This window comes from Bacillus sp. URHA0034 (assembly GCF_056280405.1).
The window spans coordinates 2,906,729-2,930,033 of record NZ_JBWCDK010000002.1 but is presented as its reverse complement, the minus strand read 5'-3'; the positions used below and the strand labels follow the sequence as shown (position 1 = coordinate 2,930,033).

Here is a 23,305-nt window from a genome sequence, read left to right as displayed (position 1 = left end):
ATTAATTACTCCTGTTCAGGATTGCGCAAATAGTAGCCAACCCCGCGGCGAGTGACAATCCATGTTGGATGGCTTGGGCTATCCTCAATTTTTTCACGTAATCGTCGAACCGTTACATCGACGGTTCGTACGTCTCCATAATAGTCGTACCCCCATACGGTTTGCAGTAAATGTTCCCTCGTCATAACTTGGCCAATATGCTGGGCTAAGTAATAAAGCAGTTCAAATTCGCGGTGGGTCAGTTCAATTGTTTCTCCTCGTTTTGAAACCACATAGGCATCTGGATGTATCACAAGTGAACCAATCTCAATTTCATTCGAATCATTTTCAGCATCTGTCTGCGCTAAAATTTGATTATGACGACGTAAATTAGCTTTCACGCGGGCAATTAATTCCCTTGTACTAAAAGGTTTTGTTACGTAATCATCTGCTCCTAATTCAAGCCCTAATACCTTATCAATTTCTGAGTCCTTAGCCGTCAGCATAATAATCGGCATTTCATATTTCTTACGCACCTCACGGCAAACCTCCATCCCGTCACGTAATGGAAGCATAATATCTAAGAGGATTAAGTCAGGCTGAATTTCATCAACTAATTGTACCGCCTCATTGCCATCATAGGCACAATAAACGACATAACCTTCTTTTTTTAAGTTAAATTGCAAAATATCTGCAATTGGTTTTTCATCATCGACAACAAGAATTTTCTTTTCCATACCATTACTCCTTTTTGTTCAATTGATCTAATCTATTCAATTAAAAGCCTTTAGAAGTCATACCTATACTACTTTACTTTACCATTTTATAAGTAGAAATTCACCTATATTCAGCATTTGGCAAATAAGGAAGTGGAAGTACCTTGACTTGGGGCTCTAGAGGTATACTTTCTCTATTCAAATAGAAGAGTCTCTAGCATGAACTAGAGACTCTAACATTAATGTATATAAGATAACGGGTTGACTAGACTTCCGTTTTTATAAACCTCAAAATGAAGATGGACTCCGGTTGCATCACCAGTTGCCCCCATAATTCCTATCGCTGTGCCCTTTGACACTGTTTGTCCCGCTTTGACATTTAGGGAATACATGTGTCCGTAAAGAGTGCGGAAGCCATTGTGGTGGTCAATAATAACTTTATTTCCATACCCATTGCTCCAACCTGCAAAAACAACCACGCCATTATCAGCTGCCTTAATGGTCTTATTACTAGGTCTTGCAATATCAATCCCTTTATGCATTTTGCCCCAGCGCATCCCCTGCTTACTGGAAATATAACCGCCGACAGTCGGCCAGGCAAAGCTGCCCTCACCGCGCGAAGGGATTACTTTCGTTCCTTTTACAACAATATGATTAACAGGCTGTACTAGAATTTGCTCTTTGGACTGATCCTTTTTTACAGTTACACCGTTTTGTTCTGAAATTTGATAGGTAACCAAACGTGAGCCATTCTGTCCAGCTTGTTTTTCCTTTGTCTCACCCTTTGGCAGAGAGGAATCCTCAACAACTTGATTAGCAAATGGAATTTCTTCCTTTTGATTGACTTCCTTATCCACTATCACTTCAACAAACGGTTTAATCGCTGTAACATTTATTTCCTGGCCAATCTTTAATAGGCTCTTCGATGACAAACCAGGGTTTAATGTGATTAGTTCTCCCACTGTTAACCCATGGCTATGCGCGATTGTTTCAAGAACATCACCGTCTGCTACCGTATACTTCTTTTCCTCTAGAGTACCCTTTTGTAAATAGGCAACGGCATCATCAGCGCTCATAATTTTCTCTGGTGGTATATTTTTTTCTTCAATAGTTGTTTCCTTCGATAAGCGTACGTCTAATAGACGAGTTTCATTCTCTTGTAAAGGCGGCAGTACCGTATCCTTTTGCGCTTTTCTGGCTTCTAGTTCGTTTAGCTGCGCTTCTGGAACATATTGCAGTTTGAGCTTTTTGATAACTTCTTCTGCAGAATCTTTACTATCTAGATAAACCACTGGTGTTCCATCGATTAGAATGGCTGAAGATTCCGCCTCTAATTGAAAGATCTGATTAAAGTTTTGGACTGTTTCCTGATTATTAGCTGTTGAGTGCAAGACCTGCTCCGGTATGTATTGGACTTGCGGCTCAATCTTCAGATCGAAATTTGTAAATGACTTCTTTGCGGTGTCTACTTTCTCAGCAATTAACTTATTCACTACACTTTTATCGGTAACATTACCTACATAGGTACCATTTAGATATACATGATAGATTTTAGTTGCATTTGCTGATAGGGCAAAAGCAATAGGTCCATTACTAAAGGCAACAACTGAAGCGGCCACGGCCGTAATGACCGTGGTTTTCAGCCATAAAAGCTTATTTGTTTTAGATTCTCTATTTGAAAATAACATTTTTTCCCCCTAAACGACGGTAAAACCCTTATCAGTCTTCTATGTATGTCAGAAAGAATTTTTCCATATTTTTGACCTCTATTACTTTAACATAGTTATTTTTAGAAAGATTAATAGTCTTAATAATGTAACAAAAATGTATAACACCTGACATTTTTCACATTTTAACGACATATTTCAGGTCTATTTTCACAATGCTAATATTGAGTTTATGGCTAAAATTAGGAGAAAAAACCTTATGGTGGAAGGACTTTCATAGGGCAAGCGTAGTAGATTTATATTTTTTACCTTGTGTATCCAATATTCGATTAATGGAAAAAAGGAGGAAGGAAGTTTTATTGCGAAATCTTTGCAGAAATAAAAAAAGAAGCTGCATAAGCAAGCTTCTTTTTTTATGGCTCAGGACGGAATCGAACCGCCGACACAAGGATTTTCAGTCCTTTGCTCTACCGACTGAGCTACTGAGCCAACAATGGCGGTCTGGACGGGACTCGAACCCGCGACCTCCTGCGTGACAGGCAGGCATTCTAACCAACTGAACTACCAGACCATATTTAATTGATTATCAGCAAGGAAACCGTCCTTGCCAGCCACTCGCTGATAATCAAAAGCCATGACCCCTACGGGACTCGAACCCGTGTTACCTCCGTGAAAGGGAGGTGTCTTAACCGCTTGACCAAGGGGCCAAATTAAAGATAAATGGTGAGCCATGAAGGACTCGAACCTTCGACCCTCTGATTAAAAGTCAGATGCTCTACCAACTGAGCTAATGGCTCGTACTTATGAAGTTCCCTAAACTTTGATTTCGCCGGATGCCCACGCCTCAGTAAGATTATTCAAGCAGCAGCTCGGCGTGTGCCCTGATGCTGTTTCAATGAAGCTTATTCGATCGTGCTCTACCAACTGAGCTAATGGCTCGTACTAAATTCTTTTAAACTTTTTTGTCGTATCGTGACGACGCTTATTAATATATCATGGATGTAATAGTTTTAGCAATACTTTTTTAAAAGTTTTTTAAAAAAGTTTGAAGCCCTCATAAAGAGGGCTTCATTGTTAAAGAAATAAGAAAAATTGACTTTGAAAATTGTCCGGCTCCAGCGCCTAGGGGCTCTTAGGTCTAAGCCAATCCGGTCAAGAAGACTAAAGAGCAGCCTTCTCGCCGGCTTGGCTTATGCCTGTCGCCCCTGATCAAGGTGCTTACGTTTTTATATCTGTCTCCAAGGGCTGCGGACCACGTTTGTTTGCATACGATCAGGGCCGACAGAGAAGGTAGTTAATGGAACGCCTGTAAGCTGGGTTACCCGTTCAACATAATGGCGGGCATTAACAGGAAGCTCATCCAGTGATTTCACACCAGTAATATCCTCAGTCCAGCCTGGAAGTTCCTCATAAATTGGCTCACATTGTGATAAAATCCGTAAATTTGCAGGATATTCAGTAATAACTTCATCGTTATAGCGATAAGCCGTACAAATCTTTAAAGTTTCAATGCCTGTTAACACATCAATCGAATTTAAAGATAAATCAGTTAAGCCGCTGACACGACGGGCATGGCGCACAACCACACTATCAAACCAGCCAACACGGCGCGGACGTCCAGTTGTTGTTCCATACTCACGGCCAACTTCACGGATACGATTGCCGATTTCATTATTTAATTCCGTTGGGAATGGGCCATCACCTACGCGGGAGGTATAGGCTTTACAAACACCTACAACATGTGTGATTTTAGAAGGACCAACACCTGATCCAATCGTAACTCCACCTGCCACAGGATTAGAAGAGGTAACGAATGGGTAGGTACCTTGGTCAATATCAAGCATAACCCCTTGGGCACCTTCAAATAATACGCGTTTCCCCTCATCTAAGGCATCATTTAATACAACAGACGTATCGCAGACATATTTCTGAATCTGCTGTCCATATTCGAAGTATTCATCTAGAATATCTTCCTTTTTGAATCCTTCTGTTTCATAAATCCGTTCAAATAAACGGTTTTTCTCTTCAAGATTTTGTTGTAATTTTTCTTCAAAAATTTCACGATCGAGCAAATCAGCTATTCGAATACCCACGCGGGCAGCTTTATCCATATAGGCTGGGCCAATACCCTTTTTAGTTGTACCGATTTTATTGGCACCTTTGCGCAATTCTTCTACTTCATCTAATTTTAAATGATAAGGGAGGATGACATGGGCACGGTTACTAATTCGAAGATTATCCGTGGTCACACCCTTTTCATGTAAATAAGCTAGCTCTGCTACAAGTGCTTTTGGATCAACAACCATTCCATTACCGATTACACTAATTTTTTCTTTATTAAAAATCCCAGACGGTATTAAATGTAACTTGTAAGTTTCTCCGTTAAATTTGATAGTATGGCCAGCATTGTTGCCGCCTTGATAACGTGCGATTACTTCTGCATTTTCAGAAAGGAAATCGGTTATTTTCCCTTTTCCCTCGTCTCCCCATTGTGTTCCAACAACTACTACTGATGACATGTAAGGCACCTCCAAATTAAATGGGCTTTTCTATTTTCCATACACAAGTTTATCAACTTTCAGACCTAAAAGCAAACAAAACACGAACATTTAAATAAAATTATAATATTATGTTCGTAAAATATTAATATACTAATCTAGTAATTTTTTAGCTTGGCCGTATGTATTTGTTTTACAAAATAGAATTACTAAAAAAGGCTAGCCTAATTCGGCTAGCCTTTAAACCTACGCACCTGGAGGCTCATAACGTGTCTCTAGGTTTACGAACTTATTATATTCCTTTACAAAGGCTAACGCCACCGTTCCTGTCGGGCCGTTACGCTGTTTGGCAATAATGATTTCGATAATATTTTTATTCTCTGATTCCTTATCATAGTAGTCATCACGATATAAGAACGCAACAATATCAGCGTCCTGCTCAATACTACCGGATTCACGGATATCCGACATCATCGGACGCTTATCCTGACGCTGCTCAACGCCACGAGATAGCTGTGAAAGGGCGATTACAGGGACCTTCAGTTCACGGGCTAATTGCTTAAGAGAACGGGAAATCTCGGAAACTTCCTGCTGACGATTTTCACCCGATCTGCCGCTTCCTAAGATCAGCTGTAAGTAATCAATTAAAATCATGCCTAAGCCATGCTCCTGCTGGAGACGGCGGCATTTCGACCGAATATCACTAATTCTTACCCCTGGAGTATCATCGATAAATATCCCCGAGTTTGAAAGGCTGCCCATTGCCATTGTCAGCTTGCCCCAGTCATCATCTGTAAGAGACCCGGTACGAAGTCGTTGTGCATCAATATTTCCTTCTGAACAAAGCATACGCATAACGAGCTGTTCCGCACCCATCTCAAGACTGAAGATAGCCACATTTTCACCTGTTTTTGTAGCTACATTGGCGGCAATATTCAAGGCAAAGGCTGTTTTACCTACGGAAGGACGGGCACCTACAATGATTAAATCATTGCGCTGAAATCCTGCTGTCATTCGATCAAGTTCAGCAAATCCAGTTGAAATTCCAGTAATCTCGCCAACCCGGTTATGCATTTCTTCAATATTGTCATACGTACGAACAAGGACATCTTTGATATTATGGAAGGCTCCGGCATTCTTTCTTTGTGCCACTTCCATAATACTTTTTTCTGCTTCACTTAAAAGAGCTTCAACCTCGTCTTCACGAGAATATCCATCAGAAGCAATGTTTGTGGCTGTCCGGATTAATCTTCGTAAAAGAGACTTCTCCTCTACAATTCTAGCATAATACTCTATGTTTGCTGCCGTCGGAACAGACCCGGACAAATCACTTAAGTAACTAACACCGCCAATATCCTCAATCAGTTTGGCTGCAGCTAATTCCTCCGTTACGGTCACAAGGTCAACGGCTTTACCTTGATCATTTAAATCCAGCATAACATTAAAAATCTTTTGGTGAGAGGCACGATAAAAGTCCTCAGGGATTAATATTTCTGATGCAACAGTAAGTGCAGAAGGTTCTAAAAAGATAGCCCCTAAAACTGCCTGTTCCGCCTCAATATTTTGCGGCGGCATACGATCTGCTAATACATCATTCATCTATCAAAACCTCCTAGTCTAGAAGGATAATTAAAACTATATTAAAAGTATCATATTTCGAAAAGAAAAAAGTGACCAGTTATAACCGATCACAAGAAGATTTGCTACATATTATTCTATCATGTTTATTGTTACTTTCGTACTGGCAATTTTTCACCTTATTTTACTTCTGTCACTGAAACCGTTAACGTTGCTGTTACTTCATGATGAAGCTTTACTGGTACCTTTGTATGCCCTAAGGTCCGAATCGCATCATCTAATTCCATTTTACGTTTATCAATTTTAATGCCATGTTTCTTTTGTAATTCTTCAGCAACTTGCTTGGTGGTAATAGAACCAAAGAGTCTGCCGCCTTCACCGGCCTTGGCTTTTAGTTCAACTGTAATTTTATCTAAAACTTCCTTCAGCTTTTTAGCCTCGGCAAGCTCTTGAGCCGCAGCCTTTTCTTCTTTTTTCTTTTGAGCATCAAGAGAACTGATATTGGCATTGTTTGCCTCAATTGCTAAACCTTGCTTGATTAAAAAGTTATGGGCATAACCATCAGCCACGTTTTTAACTTCTCCCTTTTTGCCTTTTCCTTTAACATCCTTTAAAAAGATAACCTTCATTCTTTTTTCACTCCTTCAAAATATTCATCAATGGCCAGTTTTAATCGGACCTCTGTTTCATCAATCGTCAGTCCAGTCAGCTGGGTAGCTGCATTTGTTAAATGGCCGCCGCCCTTCAGGCTTTCCATAATCACCTGAACATTGATATTTCCAAGCGATCTCGCACTTATGGCGATCACACCCTCATCCCTTTTCGCAATCACAAAGGACCCGCTCACTCCATCCATAGCTAATAGTGTGTCTGCTGCCTGGGCAATGATCACTTGGTCATACTGGTCTTGTTCTGAGCCCTTAGCAATCGCTATCCCATCATGGTAGAAAGAAACCGATTCAATTAACTTTGATCTTTTTATATAGGTATCAATGTCTTCTTTCAAAAACTTTTGAACGAGAATCGTATCGGCTCCATGTGCCCGAAGATAGGATGCTGCATCAAATGTCCGTGAACCCGTTCTTAATGTAAAACTTTTTGTATCAACAATGATTCCGGCTAAAAGAGCGGTTGCCTCAATCATTTCAATTTTACTCCGTTTTGGCTGATATTCCAAAAATTCCGTCACAAGCTCTGCAGTTGACGAGGCATATGGTTCCATATAGACAAGCAAAGGATTTGCAATAAAGTCTTCACCACGGCGATGATGATCAATTACCACTACATGGTCAATTTTATTTAATAACCGTTCCTCAATCACCATGGAAGGCTTATGGGTATCAACAACAACAAGTAATGTTTTATCTGTGGCAATTTCTAATGCCAGTTCAGGTTCAATGAAATAAGAATATAATTCCTCTTGATGGCGGATCTCTTCCATTAACCTTTTTACTCCGCTGTCCATTTCCTGCTTATTAACAACGATATAGGCTTCCTTCTGGTTCATTTGGGCTACCTTGTAAATCCCAATGCTTGAACCAATCGAATCCATATCCGGATTCTTATGCCCCATAATAATGACTTTATCACTTGCGATAATTAAATCTCTGATGGCATGAGAGATAACCCGCGCTCTCACTCTTGTCCGTTTCTCAACAGGGTTCGTTTTGCCCCCATAAAATTTCACTTTGCCGCTCGGCAGTTTAATGGCCACTTGGTCTCCGCCTCTTCCTAAGGCTAGGTCAAGGCTTGATTGGGCCATAGCACCCAATTCTGGAAGGGAGGATACGCCTGTTCCCACACCGATACTTAAGGTAAAGCTGACATTTTGCTTAGAGGTCATTTCTCTCACTTCATCGAGGATCGTGAATTTGCCTTTTTCAAGAATACGAAGAATTCTTTCGCTAAATACGGCAATAAAACGTTCCGAAGAAACTCGTTTTAAATATATTCCATTATCCTGGGCCCATTTATTTAGGATAGAGGTAACCAAGTTATTAATGCTGCCGCGCATTTGATCATCCATGCCTTGGGTAAGATCATCATAATTATCAAGGAAAATAGTCGCAATAGCCGTTCGGTCATCTTGATATTTTTTCTCAATTTCAGTTTGCTCGGTGACATCAAAGAAATATAACAGCCGTTCTTCCCGTTTATGGACAACACGGAATTTCCGTTCATGAAGGGTAATTACTTCTGTTTCTACCTCTTGTTTAATTAAAGGAATCAACGCATCTGCAACATCGTAAAGGGATCTTCCTACCAATGTAGCCTCATCAAAGCAGGAGGAAAGATAGGGATTCGTCCACTCAATATAATACTCCTCGTTGATGAGCATGATCCCGATTGGCATTTCCATCAGGGCTTCTTCGCCCACCTTCTTCACTCGGTAGGAAAGGGTGGAAATGTATTCTTCCATCTCTTTACGCTCTCTGCGGTCAATGATTAACATATAGTAGAGGGGAACTAACATTAATAAGAACCCAGCTGTGCTTAAAATCCAATTGTACAACCACAGGATGATAAGCAGGATCACCGTAACGCCAATTAGCCCATAAAAAGGGTAACGAATTGACCGCTTTTCAAAAAATGCAGGCAAAGTCTTCAGCTCCTTGACGTTTTTACTCTTTTTTTACGAATCGCTGTCTAAAATCAAAGCCTAAATCGGTAATGCCTAATATCATTATTATATAATGAACAATCGGTAGGATGAAAGATAGAATTACAACAAACACCGCAAGACCTTTACCAATGGAACGCTGATGGAAAATAAAAAATAAAAATGACAACCCTTGCAATAATAAAAACAGTTCCAAAACTAACCTTGCATTAATTAAGACTAAGTATAGATAGGTGCCTTCTTGAGGATGAAACAACAAATAACCGCCTAATGTTGCTAAATAATACCATAAAAGACTTTTCGGAAGTCTAAGATTTCTAAATTTCCCCCAGGATGGAACCGTAATTCCAAATCTCCTCGCAATAGGAAAACAAATCCACTGAGTAATAAACGCATAGACGATCGACACAGTTATTAAATAACCCGGCGCTAATTGTTGAATGTTTTTAATTAAGCTGGCGTTTTGCGCCTGCAACAGCTTTATTTGCTCTTCATTCCCCAATGCTTTCAACATTACCTCTGATTGTTTCATTGATTGGTTTAACATCGTACTTAATTCATGGATAAAATTGATATTCATAAACGTAACGAGCACTACATAAAAGATGATTAAACCTACAATAAAGGTAAGTGTACTGCCAATTAAAATAGCGGAACGGCTTTTTGTTTTCTGAGTCATATAGCCCATGACAACACCAGCAGTCCCAAAAAGAGCCATCAAGCCCAGCCCCTGTATTGAACTTGAAATAAACGAAATAATAAAGGCTGCAATAAAGAAAACAACAATATATTTCAGATCGTTTTTGGCTGAAAACATGATAAAAGGCAGTGGCAGAATAAATACACTTATGATGCTTAAAGGCGGGATGTAGATGGTTATTAATAAAAAGACAGTTAAGGCTGCTAAAAGAATAGCGCCTTCCGTTAAGTTACGGACATTTTTCACTTCAACACCTCTTACAATTAAATCTATCTCTTTATTTTAGCCACTTACTTGTTTTGATACAACTATTGAGAAAAGAAAAAGACAGTAAGGGAAATCCCTACTGTCTTTTTAGACACAAATTATTACTCTCCAGCCACGAATGGTAGTAATGCCATTTGACGTGCACGTTTGATTGCAACTGTTAGTTTACGTTGGTATTTAGCGCTAGTACCAGTTACACGACGTGGTAAAATTTTTCCACGCTCAGAGATGAATTTTTTAAGTAAATCTACATCTTTGTAATCGATGCGAGTGATACCATTTGCTGTAAAATAGCAAACTTTACGACGCTTTGCGCGACCGCCTTTACGTCCTCCTGCCATGAAAATTCCCTCCTTTAATTTTTAATGGTAACGTTCATAAGGGTTGGTTTAGAATGGGAGATCATCATCAGAGATGTCAATCTGGCCAGTTCCTGCAAATGGATCTTCATCCACGCGGGTGAACCCTTTGTTTTGGTTTTGATTAGGACGTTGATTCTGATTGCCGCTGCCATATGAATTACCTTGCGGTTCCATAGGAGGAGCACCATAATAATCGTTGTTGCTTCTTCCGCCACCACCAGAAGAGGACTTAGGCTCTAGAAATTGGACACTTTCTGCTTGAACCTCTGTAACGTAAACACGTTTACCATCTTGTCCTTCATAGTTGCGCGTTTGAATACGGCCATCAACACCTGCAAGGCTGCCTTTTTTTAAGAAGTTTGCCACATTTTCAGCTGGTTTACGCCAAACAACACAGTTAATAAAGTCTGCTTCCCGCTCACCTGATTGACTAGAAAATGGACGGTTAACTGCTAAAGTAAAAGTAGCAACAGGAACCCCATTTGGTGTATAACGCAAATCTGGATCTTTTGTTAAACGACCTACAAGCACGACACGATTCATCATCAGAATCAACTCCTTTTCTTTTGGAAATATGTTCCACGTGGAACAATTTTACCAAGAAATCTATATAATTCTTAAGCTTCTTCTTTAATTACAATATGGCGAATGATATCTTCACTGATTTTTGCAAGACGAGAAAACTCTTGTACTGCAGCAGCTGAAGATGTAGTTTTAGCGATTTCGTAGTATCCGTCACGGAAATCGTTGATTTCGTATGCTAGACGGCGCTTACCCCAATCTTTTGTTTCAGCAGTTTCCGCACCGTTTTCAAGAAGAATTGTGTTAAAACGCTCAACAAGAGCCTTCTTTGCTTCATCTTCAATATTTGGGCGGATGATGTACATGATTTCGTACTTATTCATCACAGTCACCTCCTTTTGGTCTAAACGGCCCAGTTATGGGCAAGGAGCAATTAATTAATTACTCACAAGTTGAAATTATAGCACATTAAAAATGAAATTGCAATGACGTTCATACTTTTGTCATTCTACTCATCGTAAAGTCTAAAATAAGGAAAAGCTCTGCCAAAAGACAGAGCAACAAATAAATTATACGTTAAAACGGAAATGGATGACATCGCCGTCTTTTACTTCATAGTCCTTACCTTCTAAGCGGACCTTTCCTGCTTCCTTTGCAGCATTGTGACTGCCAGCAGCCAATAAATCATCAAAAGATACAGTTTCGGCACGGATAAATCCGCGTTCAAAATCGGAGTGAATAACGCCGGCACATTGCGGAGCCTTCATCCCTTTTCTAAAAGTCCAGGCACGTACTTCTTGTACACCCGCTGTGAAGTAAGTAGCTAAACCAAGCAGGCTGTAAGCAGCACGGATTAATTGGTCTAAACCAGATTCTTCAATGCCTAGCTCGGAGAGGAACATTGCCTTTTCTTCACCTTCAAGCTCAGCAATTTCTTCTTCAATTTTAGCACAAATCACAATGACTTCCGCATTATCCTTTGCCGCAAATTCACGTACCTTTTGTACGTATTCATTATCAGCTGGATCAGCGATATCATCTTCGCTGACATTGGCAACATATAAAACCGGCTTAATCGTTAACAAGTGAAGACCTTTTACAAGTTTCATTTGTTCATCGGTAAAGTCGATTGTACGAGCCGGCTTCTCAGCTTCAAAAGCATCACGCAGCATCGCAAGAACTTCAAATTCAGCGGCAGCTTCCTTATCCTTTTGCTTAGCGAGCTTTTCGACACGGCTGATCCTTTTTTCTACTGATTCCATATCAGCAAGAATTAACTCAAGGTTAATCGTTTCAATATCATCAATTGGATCCACTTTACCAGATACGTGGGTGATGTTTTCATCCGCAAAGCAGCGGACTACCTGACAAATGGCATCTACTTGGCGAATATGTGAAAGGAACTTGTTACCGAGACCTTCCCCCTTGCTTGCGCCTTTTACAATCCCAGCGATGTCAGTAAATTCAAATGCAGTTGGAACTGTTTTTTTGGGCTGTACAAGTTCCGTTAGTCTTTGCAGGCGGTGGTCAGGAACTTCAACAATTCCTACGTTCGGATCAATCGTACAGAAGGGATAGTTCGCTGATTCCGCTCCTGCCTGTGTAATTGCATTAAATAATGTCGACTTACCAACGTTCGGCAAACCGACAATACCAGCTGTTAAAGCCATTCACGTTCACTCCTAATAATAAATATCTATATAAAAATAAGTTCTATATATTAAAAAGCCTCTCACAATTATAAGGCAACAGACATAAAAAATACAACTGCCGCTTTTTTCGCAGCAGTTTAGTTAGTTTCACCTTTTTCGAGGTTAACTAGACAATCGTAAAGGGTACTGCCCATACCATTATCTGATTCCCGGCTAGAGGTCAGTTGATTAACAGAACCGCCAAACCTCTTCCAGATGCCTTCATCAATATTAATCGTGTTAGGATGTGCCTTCACTAATATCGAAATATATCCCCTCACTTCGCCACGCTCATTCCAAACCCTTACATAATCACCGTTCGATAATCCTTTGTCTTCCGCAATATTAGGGGCAATCTCTACTTTAAGCTTAAGGTTGACGCCTAAAAGATGATAATTCTGAGAATGGTTTGAACGCATTGGATGGATGGTCAGCAGCTGATAGGGAAATTCTTTAGCAAGTAAAGGATTTTTCCATTTTGATTCATCAGGAACGGCTAACGTTAGCAAACCATTCTTGCCCTTTTTCTGGCCTATTCGAGAGGTAAATTCAAATTTCCCGGTTGGGGTTTGAAATTTACGATTATGCCATGGCACCTTTTCAACTGGCAGTTCCATCGTGTGCTGCTCTTTTAATTTTTCAAGGGTAATGCCCGAATCTTCCAGCGGCTTCAGTGTCATATTTAACCATTCATCCCGAGTAAACGCAAAATCCTCACCGTAGCCAAGTCTTGCTGCCAGCTGTGTCCAAATCCATAAATCAGATTTAGCTTCCCCAGGAGCAGAAACAAGTTTTGGACCATAATTTACATAATGATGATACATAGAAGAATAATAGAAATCTTCCTCTTCAAAAGCAGTTGTTGTCGGCAACACGTAATCAGCTAATAAAGCCGTATCCGTCATAAATTGCTCTAAAACCACAACAGTTGGCACAGAAGAGAAGGCCTTTTCAACTACACTGCTATCCGGGACCTGAGTAAGTGGATTTCCACATGTCACCACAATCATTTCGATAGCCGGATCGGCGGCCTTTAAGGTCTCTTCCGCCTGTTTCATCATCGAAAATTGACGACTGTCTTGTTTACGATGAGGGAGGGTTAACTCATTAAAAGCAAAACTTTGGCCGACCTGGAGATTGGCATAATTAGCACCCCCTCCTGGGATGCCAATATTTCCACTAATAGCTGCAAGGGCATCAATCAAACGAATGGTATTGCCGCCATTTTCATACCGTTGCATTCCTAACCCCATATAAGTGGCGGTTGGTCTGTCACTATACACAAGAGCCAATTGGGTGATAACTTCTGAGGAAACTTCCGTCATTTCGCTAATCTTTTCTAGAGTAATACTATTAAGCAGCTTCACTAAGTCTGCGAATCCATGTGTAAATTGCTCAATAAAATTCCGGTCCTCTAAGCCAAGCCGGAGGATTTCCTTCATTATTCCTGCTGCCAAAATACCATCCATCCCAGGTTTTACGGTTATAAATTGATCTGCCTGCTTGGCAGTGGCATTATAAATTGGATCAATCACATATAATTTAATTCCTTGTTTTTTTGCCTCTAGCAATCTTTCATATAAATGCATATTGGTTCTAGCAACATTTCTTCCCCAAATAATAATGTTTTTGCTGTTCACAATATCATCTGGTTCATGGCTGTAAGCATTGCCAAAATCCCATCTTTGGGCTTCAATTCCTGCTCCCCAGCAGAGAGATCCATAAACCTCTGTTACCCCGCCATAACAATTAAAAAAGCGCTGGTCTAAATTTTTTAAAATTCCATTATTGGCATAGTCATGGCTGTGCAATACAGCAGTCGTCCCAACCGTTTGTTTTATTTCACGAAACCTCACTGCTATTTCATCAAGTGCCTGCTCCCATGAAATTTCTACAAATTCTCCGTTTATCTTTTTTAACGGATTTAATAGACGCTGCTCGGAATTGGTTCTTTTCTCCAGCATCCGGCCGCGCCCGCATATTTTCCCTCTCGTGATCGGGTGTTCCGCGTCACCCTCCACTTTGACAACCTTACCATCGTCAATCGTTACATTAAAACCACAGCTATCCCAACAGTTTAACGGACATGCCGCCTTTCGTATTTCCACCATCCATCGCCACCCCCGTCATACCGCTCCTATTTACTCACCAGCATACTATAGCTGAATAAAAAAAGAAGCATGAAAAATTATCCTTCATGCTTGACTAAAATCTTTTTCATTTTCCTTGAAAACTCTCTTCTTGGGATCAAAACACTATGACCGCAGCCCTCACATTTAATCCGGACATCCATTCCCATCCGAATAACTTTCCAGCGGTTGGTACCACACGGATGCTGTTTCTTCATCTCTACAACGTCATTTAGGGCAAATTCTTTTTCTTCCATCTGTTTGTCCCCCTTAAACACTTGGTTCTTTAATATTACCATTATCTTTCGCATACATGACCATCCGAGGATACGGAATTTCAATTCCATGCTCATCTAAAGAAAGTTTAATATCTTTGCGGATTTTCCTTGATACTGCGGCATGCTGCATTGGCAGTGTTTCAGCGACAATTCTTAACGTCACCTCAGATGGCCCAAAATTTTGAATTCCAAGAAAATCTGGTTCTTTAACCAATTCTTCATATCTTTCTGGCATTTTTTCGAGTAAATCTCTAATAACCCTTTCAGCCTTATCAAGGTCCTCTTCATACGCGATACCAACATCTATGATCGCTAAGCTGTTATTAAGTGAAAAGTTTGTTACCTCTGCAATACCTCCATTAGGTAAAATATGAACTTCTCCTGTCCAGCTCTTTAATTTGGTCGTTCTTAATCCAATTGCCTGAACGTTACCTTCAAATTGTCCGATCCGAACATGGTCGCCCACAGAAAACTGGTCCTCAAAGATAATAAAAAATCCAGAAATAACATCCTTTACCAAGCTCTGAGCACCAAAACCGACTGCTAAACCAACTACCCCAGCTCCGGCAATCAGTGCCTTTACATCGATTCCGAGCACCGATAGGACCATCATAAAGGCAATAAAATAAACGACGTAGGTAACCATATTGTCAAGCAGCTTAGAAAGTGTAGCTTCCCTTCGTTCTGATGTGTTCAACGGAGAAAGGTTTCTAATTTTAAAAATGTTATGAATCGCCAGCTTGCCGATTCGAATTAAAACATTGGCAATAGCCATGATGACTATTATTTTAAGCAAGCCTTCTCCGATATTCAACCAGGTGTCTTCATTTTGATATTTATCAATAAGCTTTTGTATTCCTCTTTGTGTAATACTCATATAACACCTTCCTCAACCCTTTTTACCCACTCTATTTTAACAAGTTTTCTTTTTAGATAATAGCATTATGAATTTGCATTTTTTACCTATCCGATGTATAGATTTTCAAAATTTTCCGTATACTGATTAAAAACACGGATAACAGCCCCATTACTAGCTGACTTTTTCCATGAATGATTATGTTTTAGGGAGTGGACGGAATGAATTTGAAGACTAGCTTTTTTGACAGGAGGGGCAAGGTAAGCATCGTACACGATGAGTCTAACGCTGCTGAACAGCTTGCTCGTGAATTACTCCTTAATATCCCTAGTGTCACTAGACGTCCAATTGTATTTGTTTGTATTGGGACTGACCGCTCCACAGGTGATTCATTAGGACCGCTAGTTGGGAGCCTTCTTGAGGAAAAAGAACTTCAATCATTTTATGTTTACGGAACTTTAGATGAGCCAATCCATGCTGTTAATTTGGCAGATAAACTGCGCGAGATTAACACCATTCATGCCAATCCATACATAATTGGGATTGATGCCTGCTTAGGACGGATTAAAAATGTCGGTGTCATTCAAGTTGGGAATGGGCCCGTTAAACCAGGAGCAGGGGTTAATAAGGAACTGCCTGCCGTCGGTGACATCCATATTACTGGCATCGTCAATGTCAGCGGGTTTATGGAATTCTTTGTCTTACAAAATACAAGGTTGAATCTTGTGATGAAAATGGCTAAGACGATCGCATCGGGAATCCTTCAAGCGAGTCTGCTATACCCAAAGCAAAACTGGACAGATTTAGATTGGGTCGAGGAAGAAAAGACAAATTAAAAAAGAGCAATCGATATCAGGTCGGTTGCTCTTTCGCATTCATTAAGAAAAATGATGATAGCTGTAAAGAATGGTGACGATAATCCCTGTGACGACAATTCCCGGCAGCAGGTTTGCTACTTTAATTTTCACCATACCGGTAAGGTTGAGCCCGATGGCGAAAATCATCACACCACCCGTTGCCGTCATTTCAACAATAAATTGATCCATTAATTCCTTGGGAACGAACCGATCGATTTGCGTTGCAAATAAAGCAATTAGTCCTTCATAGAGGACAACAGGGATGGCTGAGAAAATAACGCCAATTCCAAGCGTAGTTGTTAATATTAACGCGGTAAAACCATCGATTAATGATTTAGTGTACAAAACATCATGATCGCCGCGAATACCGCTATCAAGAGCACCAATAATAGCCATTGCTCCAATGACAAAGATTAAAGTTGCCGTAACAAACCCCTCAGAAATACTTCCTTTCCCATTGGAACCTACCCTGCGCTCAAGCCAGCCGCCTAAATCATTTAATTTATCCTCTAATCTTAATAGCTCACCGACAACGGCGCCGACAACTAAGCTAATGATCACGATTAGAAAGTTTTCACTCTTTAAGCCCATTTGTAGGCCTAAAACCATAACAGACAGTCCGATTGCATACATGACTGTCATTTTCATTCCCTCTGGTATCCGGTTTAACAATTTGCCCAGAAGAGTCCCAATAACTATTAATAGACCATTAACTAATGTTCCTAATAAAAACATGCTCTTTTCTCCTTCTTCGCCTTTCGAAATAGCAATAATTATAACCTATCATGTCCACGAATCAATTGGAAGATGATTTAATAAGGGACTGTTGATTTCCACTTCAGGCACTACGCTTTCCGCGGGGCGGTCCGTGGAGCCTCCTCGGTGCTTAAGCGCCTGTGGGGTCTCCATAGCCCCGTACTTCCGGAGGAATCTTCGAGCTTTACGTTCCAATCAACAATAACGTATTAGACAGTTTTAACAAAGAAAAACCCGCCGATTGGCGAGTCTATTTATATATTAGAGTCCTCTTGATCAAGCATTTCTAAAATCCGCTCTAAATCCTCTTGGGAGAAAAATTCAATTTCAATTTTTCCTTTATTCTTCTTTTGAACGATATTTACGGTTGTTCCAAATCGTTCACGAAGAGAATGCTCACGCTGCTGTACAAACACATCTTTTTTCTTTTCTGGCTTTTTTGTTTCACGTGAAACATTCTCATTTATTTGCTGAATTAACTTTTCTAATTGACGGACATTCAGTCCTTCCTTGATTACCTTATCTACCAGAACCGGCAGCTTTGCTTTCTGTCTGAGTCCTAGTAATGCACGGCCATGCCCCATTGAAATATTCCCGCGTGAAATAAGCTCTTGAATTTTAGGAGGGAGGGAAAGGAGCCGGATATGGTTAGCTACATGCGGCCGGCTTTTTCCGAGACGTTTAGCTACCTCTTCCTGGGTAAGCTTTAACTTTTCTATTAATGTTTGATAGGCTTGTCCCTCTTCTATCGGATTTAAATCTTCTCTTTGCAGGTTCTCTAGGACAGCTAGTTCCATCATTTGCTGCTCTGTGAGTTCGCGGACAACAGCAGGAATCGTTTCAAGCTTTGCTTCCTTGGCAGCACGAAAACGTCGTTCGCCGACTACAATTTCATAGCCTCTAATACTTCTGCGGACGACAATTGGCTGCAGAATCCCATGCTCAATGATGGAATCTCTTAGTTCGTCAATGGCTTCTTGCTGGAAGGTTTTCCGTGGCTGATATGGGTTTGGCCGAAGCTCTTTTAGTTTAATTTCCTGGACTGTTTCTTCTTTACTTACTTCATTAAAGAAAGCATTCAGTCCTTTTCCTAAACCTTTAGCCATTTGTGACCACTTCCTTTGCTAAATCTAAATAAACTTCAGCACCCCGGGATTTAGCATCATAAGTAATGATTGGCTCCCCATGGCTGGGTGCTTCACTTAGACGTACATTTCTTGGAATAATGGTTTTATAAACTTTATCTTGAAAGTATTTTTTTACTTCTTCAATCACTTGAAGTCCAAGATTTGTTCTTGCATCAAGCATTGTTAGCAGCACGCCCTCAATTTTCAAATCTTGATTTAAATGTTTTTGCACGAGCCGAACTGTATTTAATAATTGACTAAGACCTTCTAATGCATAGTACTCACATTGTACCGGGATTAATACCGCATCAGATGCAGTTAGTGCATTTAATGTTAATAGTCCTAGTGATGGTGGACAATCGATAATAATGTAATCAAACTGATCCTTCACTTCCGCAAGAGCGCGTTTTAAACGAACTTCTCTTGAAATAGTCGGAACCAATTCAATTTCGGCTCCTGCCAGTTGAATAGTAGCCGGAACCGTATACAAATTTTCAACAGAGGTTGCTTTAATGACATCCTTTGCTTCCACATCATCTACTAAAACATCATATATACACTGTTCAACTTCAGCCTTTTCAATACCAACGCCGCTTGTTGCATTTCCCTGCGGATCAATATCTACTAGTAAGACCCGTTTCCCTATGTATGCTAAGCAGGCACCTAGGTTGACAGAGGTTGTCGTTTTTCCGACTCCACCTTTTTGGTTTGCGATTGAAAGGATTTTCCCCACGTTGTCACCTACCTAAAATTAAAAAATAGTAAATCTAGCATTCTATTAAATGTATTAATTATCTCAATAACGGAAAAGAAAGTAAAATTTCCATTCCTTTATTTTAACATGATTTTAATTGGAGTTGGTTTGTTTCCTAAAAAAATTCCACTAGTAGATTCAGCTTATTTTTTCCAATAGTGTACAAAGGGCAAAAGAAGGACCTTCCAAATAAAAAAAGAAGAACTAAACATCATTCTGTCTAGTTCTTCATCCTCTACGTATTTACTTTTTCTTCGGGATGCGGATTGTAAACTGGTAAAATTCATCAAATTCCTCTTCCTCAGAGTCCAAATTAATCCCGCTGTCCGATACCATGGAAAGTGATTGCCGGATGGTATTTACGGCAATTCTCATATCTTTACTAAAAGCCTTCCGCTTCGGCTTTGGCTGTTGATTTTTTTGTTCAAGCAGGCGGACAACACGTTCCTCCGTTTGCTTGACATTTAAATTTCTCTCCATCACTTCAGCTAATAAGGTCACTTGTTTTTCCGGATCCTTAAGCGGAATTAAGGCACGGGCATGCCGCTCCGTAATGACTTTACTTAATAAGGCATCCTGAACAGGCTGTGGTAATTTCAGCAGTCGCAGCTTGTTTGCGACAGTGGATTGACCCTTCCCAAGACGCTGTGCTAATGCTTCCTGCGTTAAATTGTGCAATTCAAGCAGTTTACCGTACGCAATAGCCTCCTCAATCGGAGATAATTCCTCACGCTGTAAATTTTCAATCAGGGCTACAGATGCAGTTTCTGTATCTGAAAGATTTTTAACAATTGCCGGCGCTTCTGTCCAGCCTAGCTTTTTCATCGCCCGCCAACGCCGCTCTCCGGCAATGATCTCATATTTATTATCTGCAAACTCCCGGACAACTATTGGCTGAATAATACCATGTATATGAATCGTACGTGATAATTCTTCAATTTTCTCTTCATCAAAAACCGCCCGTGGCTGGAATCGGTTCGGAATTATTTGGTTAATCGGTATTTTCTTGATTTCTTCATTTCGTTCTATATGCAGCTCCTGCTCAACCTCTTGCTCTCCCTTTTCGCCGAGGCCAAAAAAGCGTGTAAATGAACTCTTCATCCCCAACACCACCTTTAAGAAACTCCCTATTACTTATTCTATATGCAAATAATTTCTTCCTGCCTGGGATACTATTTTTGTAAAAATTGTTATGTGCTATTTAACGTAAACCAGCCAAAAATTTAGTGGCCGGGGTTATTCAATTGGTGCCTTGCCAGGTGTACCAGGCTTGCGCGGATACTTCTTTGGCGTCTGTTTTTCCTTTTTAATAATCAGAATGGTTCGTTCACTATCTTCCATTGGCAGCGTAAACGTATGGACCTCTTCAAGCTTGCCGCCAAGAGTCGTAATCGCCTTTTGGGCAGCGTCTAATTCTTCCTTTGCATGCAGGGCTTTCATCGCAAGAAAATGCCCGCCCACTTTTGCTAACGGAATACAAAACTCGCTTAACACAGACATTCTAGCCACTGCACGTGCTGTCACGACATCAAAGCTTTCCCGATAGGCGGGATTCACCCCAAAGGTTTCCGCGCGGTCATGAACAAAATAGATATTTTCCAAATTTAATACATTAGCAAGATGGTTTAAAAAGGAAATCCGTTTGTTTAATGAATCTACGATCGTCACTTCAATATGTGGGTAAATAATTTTTAATGGAATACTTGGAAAACCTGCCCCGGCACCAACATCACATAAATGGAAGGGCTTTGTAAAATCAAAATAGAAGGAAGCAGTGATTGAGTCATAAAAATGTTTTAAGTACACGTCTGTTTTTTCTGTGATGGCGGTTAGGTTCATTTTTTCATTCCACTCAACCAAGGTTGTAAAATAGGTTTCAAACTGATCAAGCTGTTTTTCGGAAAGGATAATCCCCTTTTCCTGAAGGTTCGCTGTAAATTGTTCAATATTCATTAACAAATCTTCCTCACTAACTATCTGGCATGGCCGCGGAAGAGCCTTATTAGCGACAAGCTCTTCCGCGGTTTACTTTTCTCATTCATTTGAAACCCTGGCAATCCGCCCTTGTTCGAGATAAACAAGCAGGATGGAAATATCTGCTGGATTCACCCCGGAAATACGGGATGCCTGGGCAAGGGAGACAGGTTTAATTTGCTTAAGCTTTTGTTTTGCCTCTGTTGCAAGACCATTTATGGCATCGTAATCGATATTTTCAGGAATTCGTTTGTTTTCCATCTTCTTTAGCCGTTCTACTTGCTGTAACGATTTATCAATATAACCCTCGTATTTAATTTGAATTTCCACTTGTTCTTTGATTTCATCATCCAAAGGAAGTTCACTACTAGTTAATTTTTCTAATAACTCATACGTCATTTCTGGCCGCTTTAATAAATCAGAAGCTCGGATACCATCTTTTAGCTCACTGCCGCCGATGCTGCGAATTAATTCTTGGACTTCTGCAGATGGTTTTAAAATAGTCGACTTTAAACGTTCCCTTTCTCCTTCAATCGCTTCTTTCTTGACTAAAAATGCTTCGTAACGGTCATCACGAATCAGACCAATATTATGGCCAATCTCTGTCAAACGCAGGTCAGCATTATCATGCCGCAGTAATAGGCGGTATTCCGCACGTGAGGTTAACAAACGATATGGTTCATTGGTCCCTTTTGTAATTAAATCATCAATTAATACTCCAATATAAGCATCAGAGCGGCTTAGAATTAATTGCTCTTTCCCTAAAGCATTTAATCCTGCATTAATTCCAGCCATAATACCTTGACCAGCAGCCTCTTCATAACCGCTTGTGCCATTAATTTGGCCGGCAGTGTATAGATTTTTAACAACCTTAGTTTCTAATGTAGGCCATAACTGTGTTGGGACAATTGCATCATATTCAATTGCATACCCAGCCCTCATCATCTGGGCATTTTCTAACCCAGGAACCGTTTTAAGGATCTGCAGCTGTACATCTTCAGGAAGACTGGTTGACATTCCCTGTACATAGACTTCCTGTGTATGTCTTCCTTCCGGCTCCAGAAAGATTTGATGGCGCGGCTTGTCATTAAAACGAACCACCTTATCTTCGATCGATGGACAATATCTCGGACCTGTTCCTTTAATCATGCCGGAAAACATTGGTGAACGATACAGATTGTTATCAATAATTTGGTGTGTTTGATCATTTGTATAAGTTAACCAGCATGGGAGCTGATCGGTAATATATTTTGTCGTTTCATAGGAAAAAGCTCTTGGGACGTCATCCCCTGGTTGTATTTCCGTCTTGCTATAATCGATCGTATTACTGTTTACCCGTGGCGGTGTACCTGTCTTAAAACGGACTAAGTCAAAACCAAGCTCTTCTAAGTGCTCAGACAACCTAATCGATGGCTGCTGATTATTAGGTCCGCTTGAATATTTCAATTCGCCTAAGATAACTTCTCCGCGCAAATAGGTGCCTGTTGTGATAACTACTGTCTTAGCACGGTAGATTGCACCTGTTTTTGAAATAACCCCTTTAACAACCCCATCCTCAACGATCAATTGCTCAACCATACCTTGAAGGAGAGTTAAATTAGGTTCTTCCTCGAGTGTTTTTTTCATTTCATGCTGATAAGCAAATTTATCGGCCTGTGCCCTTAAAGCCCTTACTGCCGGTCCTTTTCCTGTGTTTAACATTCTCATTTGGATATAGGTTTTATCAATATTTTTACCCATTTCCCCGCCAAGAGCATCTATTTCACGTACGACAATTCCCTTAGCCGGTCCGCCAACAGATGGGTTACATGGCATAAATGCCACCATATCTAAGTTAATCGTAATCATTAAAGTTTTTGCACCCAGTCGGGCAGCCGCAAGTCCGGCCTCACAACCGGCATGTCCTGCGCCAACAACGATGACGTCATAATTTCCTGCTTCGTATTGCATGTGTTTCCTCCTTTTCCGTACCAT

21 protein-coding genes and 4 tRNA genes are annotated in these 23,305 nt (G+C 40.4%); 1 reads left to right on the top strand and 24 read right to left on the bottom strand.

Annotated elements, in window-relative coordinates:
• Positions 1 to 5 precede the first annotated feature (5 nt).
• The 18 genes from yycF to ACZ9EE_RS16105 form a co-directional block, all read right to left on the bottom strand.
• On the bottom strand, positions 6 to 716 hold the full coding sequence (yycF, locus tag ACZ9EE_RS16190; protein WP_476028549.1) for a response regulator YycF: 711 nt from the start codon (positions 714 to 716) through the stop codon (positions 6 to 8).
• 218 nt (positions 717 to 934) lie between these two features.
• Positions 935 to 2,383, bottom strand: a complete 1,449-nt coding sequence (locus tag ACZ9EE_RS16185; protein ID WP_476028548.1) for a peptidoglycan DD-metalloendopeptidase family protein — start codon at positions 2,381 to 2,383, stop codon at positions 935 to 937.
• A 395-nt stretch (positions 2,384 to 2,778) separates the two neighbouring features.
• Positions 2,779 to 2,851: transfer RNA gene (locus ACZ9EE_RS16180), tRNA-Phe, on the bottom strand.
• Positions 2,852 to 2,856: 5 nt separating this feature from the next.
• A tRNA-Asp gene (locus ACZ9EE_RS16175) sits at positions 2,857 to 2,933 on the bottom strand.
• A 64-nt stretch (positions 2,934 to 2,997) separates the two neighbouring features.
• Positions 2,998 to 3,069 (bottom strand) — tRNA-Glu (locus ACZ9EE_RS16170).
• A gap of 14 nt (positions 3,070 to 3,083) precedes the next feature.
• Positions 3,084 to 3,159 (bottom strand) — tRNA-Lys (locus ACZ9EE_RS16165).
• Between the two features lie 429 nt (positions 3,160 to 3,588).
• Positions 3,589 to 4,881, bottom strand: coding sequence for an adenylosuccinate synthase (locus ACZ9EE_RS16160; RefSeq protein WP_476028546.1), 1,293 nt, complete (start codon positions 4,879 to 4,881; stop codon positions 3,589 to 3,591).
• A 225-nt stretch (positions 4,882 to 5,106) separates the two neighbouring features.
• Positions 5,107 to 6,459 (bottom strand): replicative DNA helicase, encoded by a 1,353-nt coding sequence (gene dnaB, locus ACZ9EE_RS16155; protein ID WP_476028544.1) that lies wholly within the window; start codon positions 6,457 to 6,459, stop codon positions 5,107 to 5,109.
• A gap of 158 nt (positions 6,460 to 6,617) precedes the next feature.
• Complete coding sequence (gene rplI / locus ACZ9EE_RS16150) at positions 6,618 to 7,067, bottom strand: 50S ribosomal protein L9 (protein WP_335504038.1); 450 nt, start codon at positions 7,065 to 7,067, stop codon at positions 6,618 to 6,620.
• The gene (locus tag ACZ9EE_RS16145) at positions 7,064 to 9,037 is read right to left on the bottom strand and encodes a DHH family phosphoesterase (RefSeq protein WP_476028541.1); all 1,974 of its coding nucleotides are present in this window, start codon (positions 9,035 to 9,037) and stop codon (positions 7,064 to 7,066) included. Before ACZ9EE_RS16145 ends, rplI begins: the two co-directional genes overlap by 4 nt.
• 22 nt (positions 9,038 to 9,059) lie before the next feature.
• Positions 9,060 to 10,004, bottom strand: coding sequence for a YybS family protein (locus ACZ9EE_RS16140; protein ID WP_476028540.1), 945 nt, complete (start codon positions 10,002 to 10,004; stop codon positions 9,060 to 9,062).
• Positions 10,005 to 10,126: 122 nt separating this feature from the next.
• A complete protein-coding gene (gene rpsR / locus ACZ9EE_RS16135; protein ID WP_007088219.1) occupies positions 10,127 to 10,366 on the bottom strand; it encodes a 30S ribosomal protein S18 in 240 nt (79 codons plus the stop codon).
• A 48-nt stretch (positions 10,367 to 10,414) separates the two neighbouring features.
• Entirely contained in the window at positions 10,415 to 10,933 is a 519-nt protein-coding gene (gene ssb / locus ACZ9EE_RS16130) for a single-stranded DNA-binding protein (RefSeq protein ID WP_476028537.1), read from the bottom strand.
• 71 nt (positions 10,934 to 11,004) lie between these two features.
• Positions 11,005 to 11,292 (bottom strand): 30S ribosomal protein S6, encoded by a 288-nt coding sequence (gene rpsF / locus ACZ9EE_RS16125; RefSeq protein ID WP_098530221.1) that lies wholly within the window; start codon positions 11,290 to 11,292, stop codon positions 11,005 to 11,007.
• Positions 11,293 to 11,478: 186 nt separating this feature from the next.
• Complete coding sequence (gene ychF, locus ACZ9EE_RS16120; protein ID WP_476028534.1) at positions 11,479 to 12,579, bottom strand: redox-regulated ATPase YchF; 1,101 nt, start codon at positions 12,577 to 12,579, stop codon at positions 11,479 to 11,481.
• A gap of 119 nt (positions 12,580 to 12,698) precedes the next feature.
• Positions 12,699 to 14,711, bottom strand: a complete 2,013-nt coding sequence (locus tag ACZ9EE_RS16115) for a molybdopterin-dependent oxidoreductase (protein ID WP_476028532.1) — start codon at positions 14,709 to 14,711, stop codon at positions 12,699 to 12,701.
• Positions 14,712 to 14,788: 77 nt separating this feature from the next.
• Positions 14,789 to 14,986, bottom strand: a complete 198-nt coding sequence (locus ACZ9EE_RS16110) for a DUF951 domain-containing protein (protein ID WP_476028531.1) — start codon at positions 14,984 to 14,986, stop codon at positions 14,789 to 14,791.
• 13 nt (positions 14,987 to 14,999) lie between these two features.
• Entirely contained in the window at positions 15,000 to 15,884 is an 885-nt protein-coding gene (locus ACZ9EE_RS16105) for a mechanosensitive ion channel family protein (RefSeq protein ID WP_476028529.1), read from the bottom strand.
• 200 nt (positions 15,885 to 16,084) lie between these two features.
• Between ACZ9EE_RS16105 and yyaC the strand changes: the two genes are divergently transcribed.
• Complete coding sequence (gene yyaC / locus ACZ9EE_RS16100) at positions 16,085 to 16,699, top strand: spore protease YyaC (RefSeq protein ID WP_476028527.1); 615 nt, start codon at positions 16,085 to 16,087, stop codon at positions 16,697 to 16,699.
• 42 nt (positions 16,700 to 16,741) lie between these two features.
• On the opposite strand, the gene ACZ9EE_RS16095 is transcribed toward yyaC, so the two are convergent.
• The 6 genes from ACZ9EE_RS16095 to mnmG all read right to left on the bottom strand — a co-directional run bounded on the left by ACZ9EE_RS16095 (position 16,742) and on the right by mnmG (position 23,281).
• A complete protein-coding gene (locus ACZ9EE_RS16095) occupies positions 16,742 to 17,455 on the bottom strand; it encodes a DUF554 domain-containing protein (RefSeq protein WP_476028525.1) in 714 nt (237 codons plus the stop codon).
• A gap of 275 nt (positions 17,456 to 17,730) precedes the next feature.
• A complete protein-coding gene (locus ACZ9EE_RS16090; RefSeq protein WP_476028523.1) occupies positions 17,731 to 18,582 on the bottom strand; it encodes a ParB/RepB/Spo0J family partition protein in 852 nt (283 codons plus the stop codon).
• On the bottom strand, positions 18,575 to 19,336 hold the full coding sequence (locus tag ACZ9EE_RS16085) for a ParA family protein (protein ID WP_476028521.1): 762 nt from the start codon (positions 19,334 to 19,336) through the stop codon (positions 18,575 to 18,577). Before ACZ9EE_RS16085 ends, ACZ9EE_RS16090 begins: the two co-directional genes overlap by 8 nt.
• A gap of 264 nt (positions 19,337 to 19,600) precedes the next feature.
• Positions 19,601 to 20,458: a nucleoid occlusion protein gene (noc, locus tag ACZ9EE_RS16080; protein WP_476028519.1), complete on the bottom strand. Its 858-nt coding sequence runs from the start codon at positions 20,456 to 20,458 to the stop codon at positions 19,601 to 19,603.
• Positions 20,459 to 20,593: 135 nt separating this feature from the next.
• Positions 20,594 to 21,310: a 16S rRNA (guanine(527)-N(7))-methyltransferase RsmG gene (rsmG, locus tag ACZ9EE_RS16075; protein WP_476028517.1), complete on the bottom strand. Its 717-nt coding sequence runs from the start codon at positions 21,308 to 21,310 to the stop codon at positions 20,594 to 20,596.
• 81 nt (positions 21,311 to 21,391) lie between these two features.
• Positions 21,392 to 23,281, bottom strand: a complete 1,890-nt coding sequence (gene mnmG, locus ACZ9EE_RS16070; RefSeq protein WP_476028515.1) for a tRNA uridine-5-carboxymethylaminomethyl(34) synthesis enzyme MnmG — start codon at positions 23,279 to 23,281, stop codon at positions 21,392 to 21,394.
• Between the last annotated feature and the right edge of the window lie 24 nt (positions 23,282 to 23,305).

Excerpts from the sequence above, each read along its gene's own strand:
- yyaC (WP_476028527.1), top strand. The coding sequence starts at position 16,085 with ATGAATTTGAAGACTAGCTTTTTTGACAGGAGGGGCAAGGTAAGCATC.
- ychF (WP_476028534.1), bottom strand. The coding sequence starts at position 12,579 with ATGGCTTTAACAGCTGGTATTGTCGGTTTGCCGAACGTTGGTAAGTCG.
- ACZ9EE_RS16110 (WP_476028531.1), bottom strand. The coding sequence starts at position 14,986 with ATGGAAGAAAAAGAATTTGCCCTAAATGACGTTGTAGAGATGAAGAAA.
- mnmG (WP_476028515.1), bottom strand. The coding sequence starts at position 23,281 with ATGCAATACGAAGCAGGAAATTATGACGTCATCGTTGTTGGCGCAGGA.
- rplI (WP_335504038.1), bottom strand. The coding sequence starts at position 7,067 with ATGAAGGTTATCTTTTTAAAGGATGTTAAAGGAAAAGGCAAAAAGGGA.
- ACZ9EE_RS16090 (WP_476028523.1), bottom strand. The coding sequence starts at position 18,582 with ATGGCTAAAGGTTTAGGAAAAGGACTGAATGCTTTCTTTAATGAAGTA.
- noc (WP_476028519.1), bottom strand. The coding sequence starts at position 20,458 with ATGAAGAGTTCATTTACACGCTTTTTTGGCCTCGGCGAAAAGGGAGAG.
- ssb (WP_476028537.1), bottom strand. The coding sequence starts at position 10,933 with ATGATGAATCGTGTCGTGCTTGTAGGTCGTTTAACAAAAGATCCAGAT.
- ACZ9EE_RS16185 (WP_476028548.1), bottom strand. The coding sequence starts at position 2,383 with ATGTTATTTTCAAATAGAGAATCTAAAACAAATAAGCTTTTATGGCTG.
- ACZ9EE_RS16105 (WP_476028529.1), bottom strand. The coding sequence starts at position 15,884 with ATGAGTATTACACAAAGAGGAATACAAAAGCTTATTGATAAATATCAA.
- ACZ9EE_RS16095 (WP_476028525.1), bottom strand. The coding sequence starts at position 17,455 with ATGTTTTTATTAGGAACATTAGTTAATGGTCTATTAATAGTTATTGGG.
- yycF (WP_476028549.1), bottom strand. The coding sequence starts at position 716 with ATGGAAAAGAAAATTCTTGTTGTCGATGATGAAAAACCAATTGCAGAT.
- rsmG (WP_476028517.1), bottom strand. The coding sequence starts at position 21,310 with ATGAATATTGAACAATTTACAGCGAACCTTCAGGAAAAGGGGATTATC.
- dnaB (WP_476028544.1), bottom strand. The coding sequence starts at position 6,459 with ATGAATGATGTATTAGCAGATCGTATGCCGCCGCAAAATATTGAGGCG.
- rpsR (WP_007088219.1), bottom strand. The coding sequence starts at position 10,366 with ATGGCAGGAGGACGTAAAGGCGGTCGCGCAAAGCGTCGTAAAGTTTGC.
- rpsF (WP_098530221.1), bottom strand. The coding sequence starts at position 11,292 with ATGAATAAGTACGAAATCATGTACATCATCCGCCCAAATATTGAAGAT.
- ACZ9EE_RS16160 (WP_476028546.1), bottom strand. The coding sequence starts at position 4,881 with ATGTCATCAGTAGTAGTTGTTGGAACACAATGGGGAGACGAGGGAAAA.
- ACZ9EE_RS16115 (WP_476028532.1), bottom strand. The coding sequence starts at position 14,711 with ATGGTGGAAATACGAAAGGCGGCATGTCCGTTAAACTGTTGGGATAGC.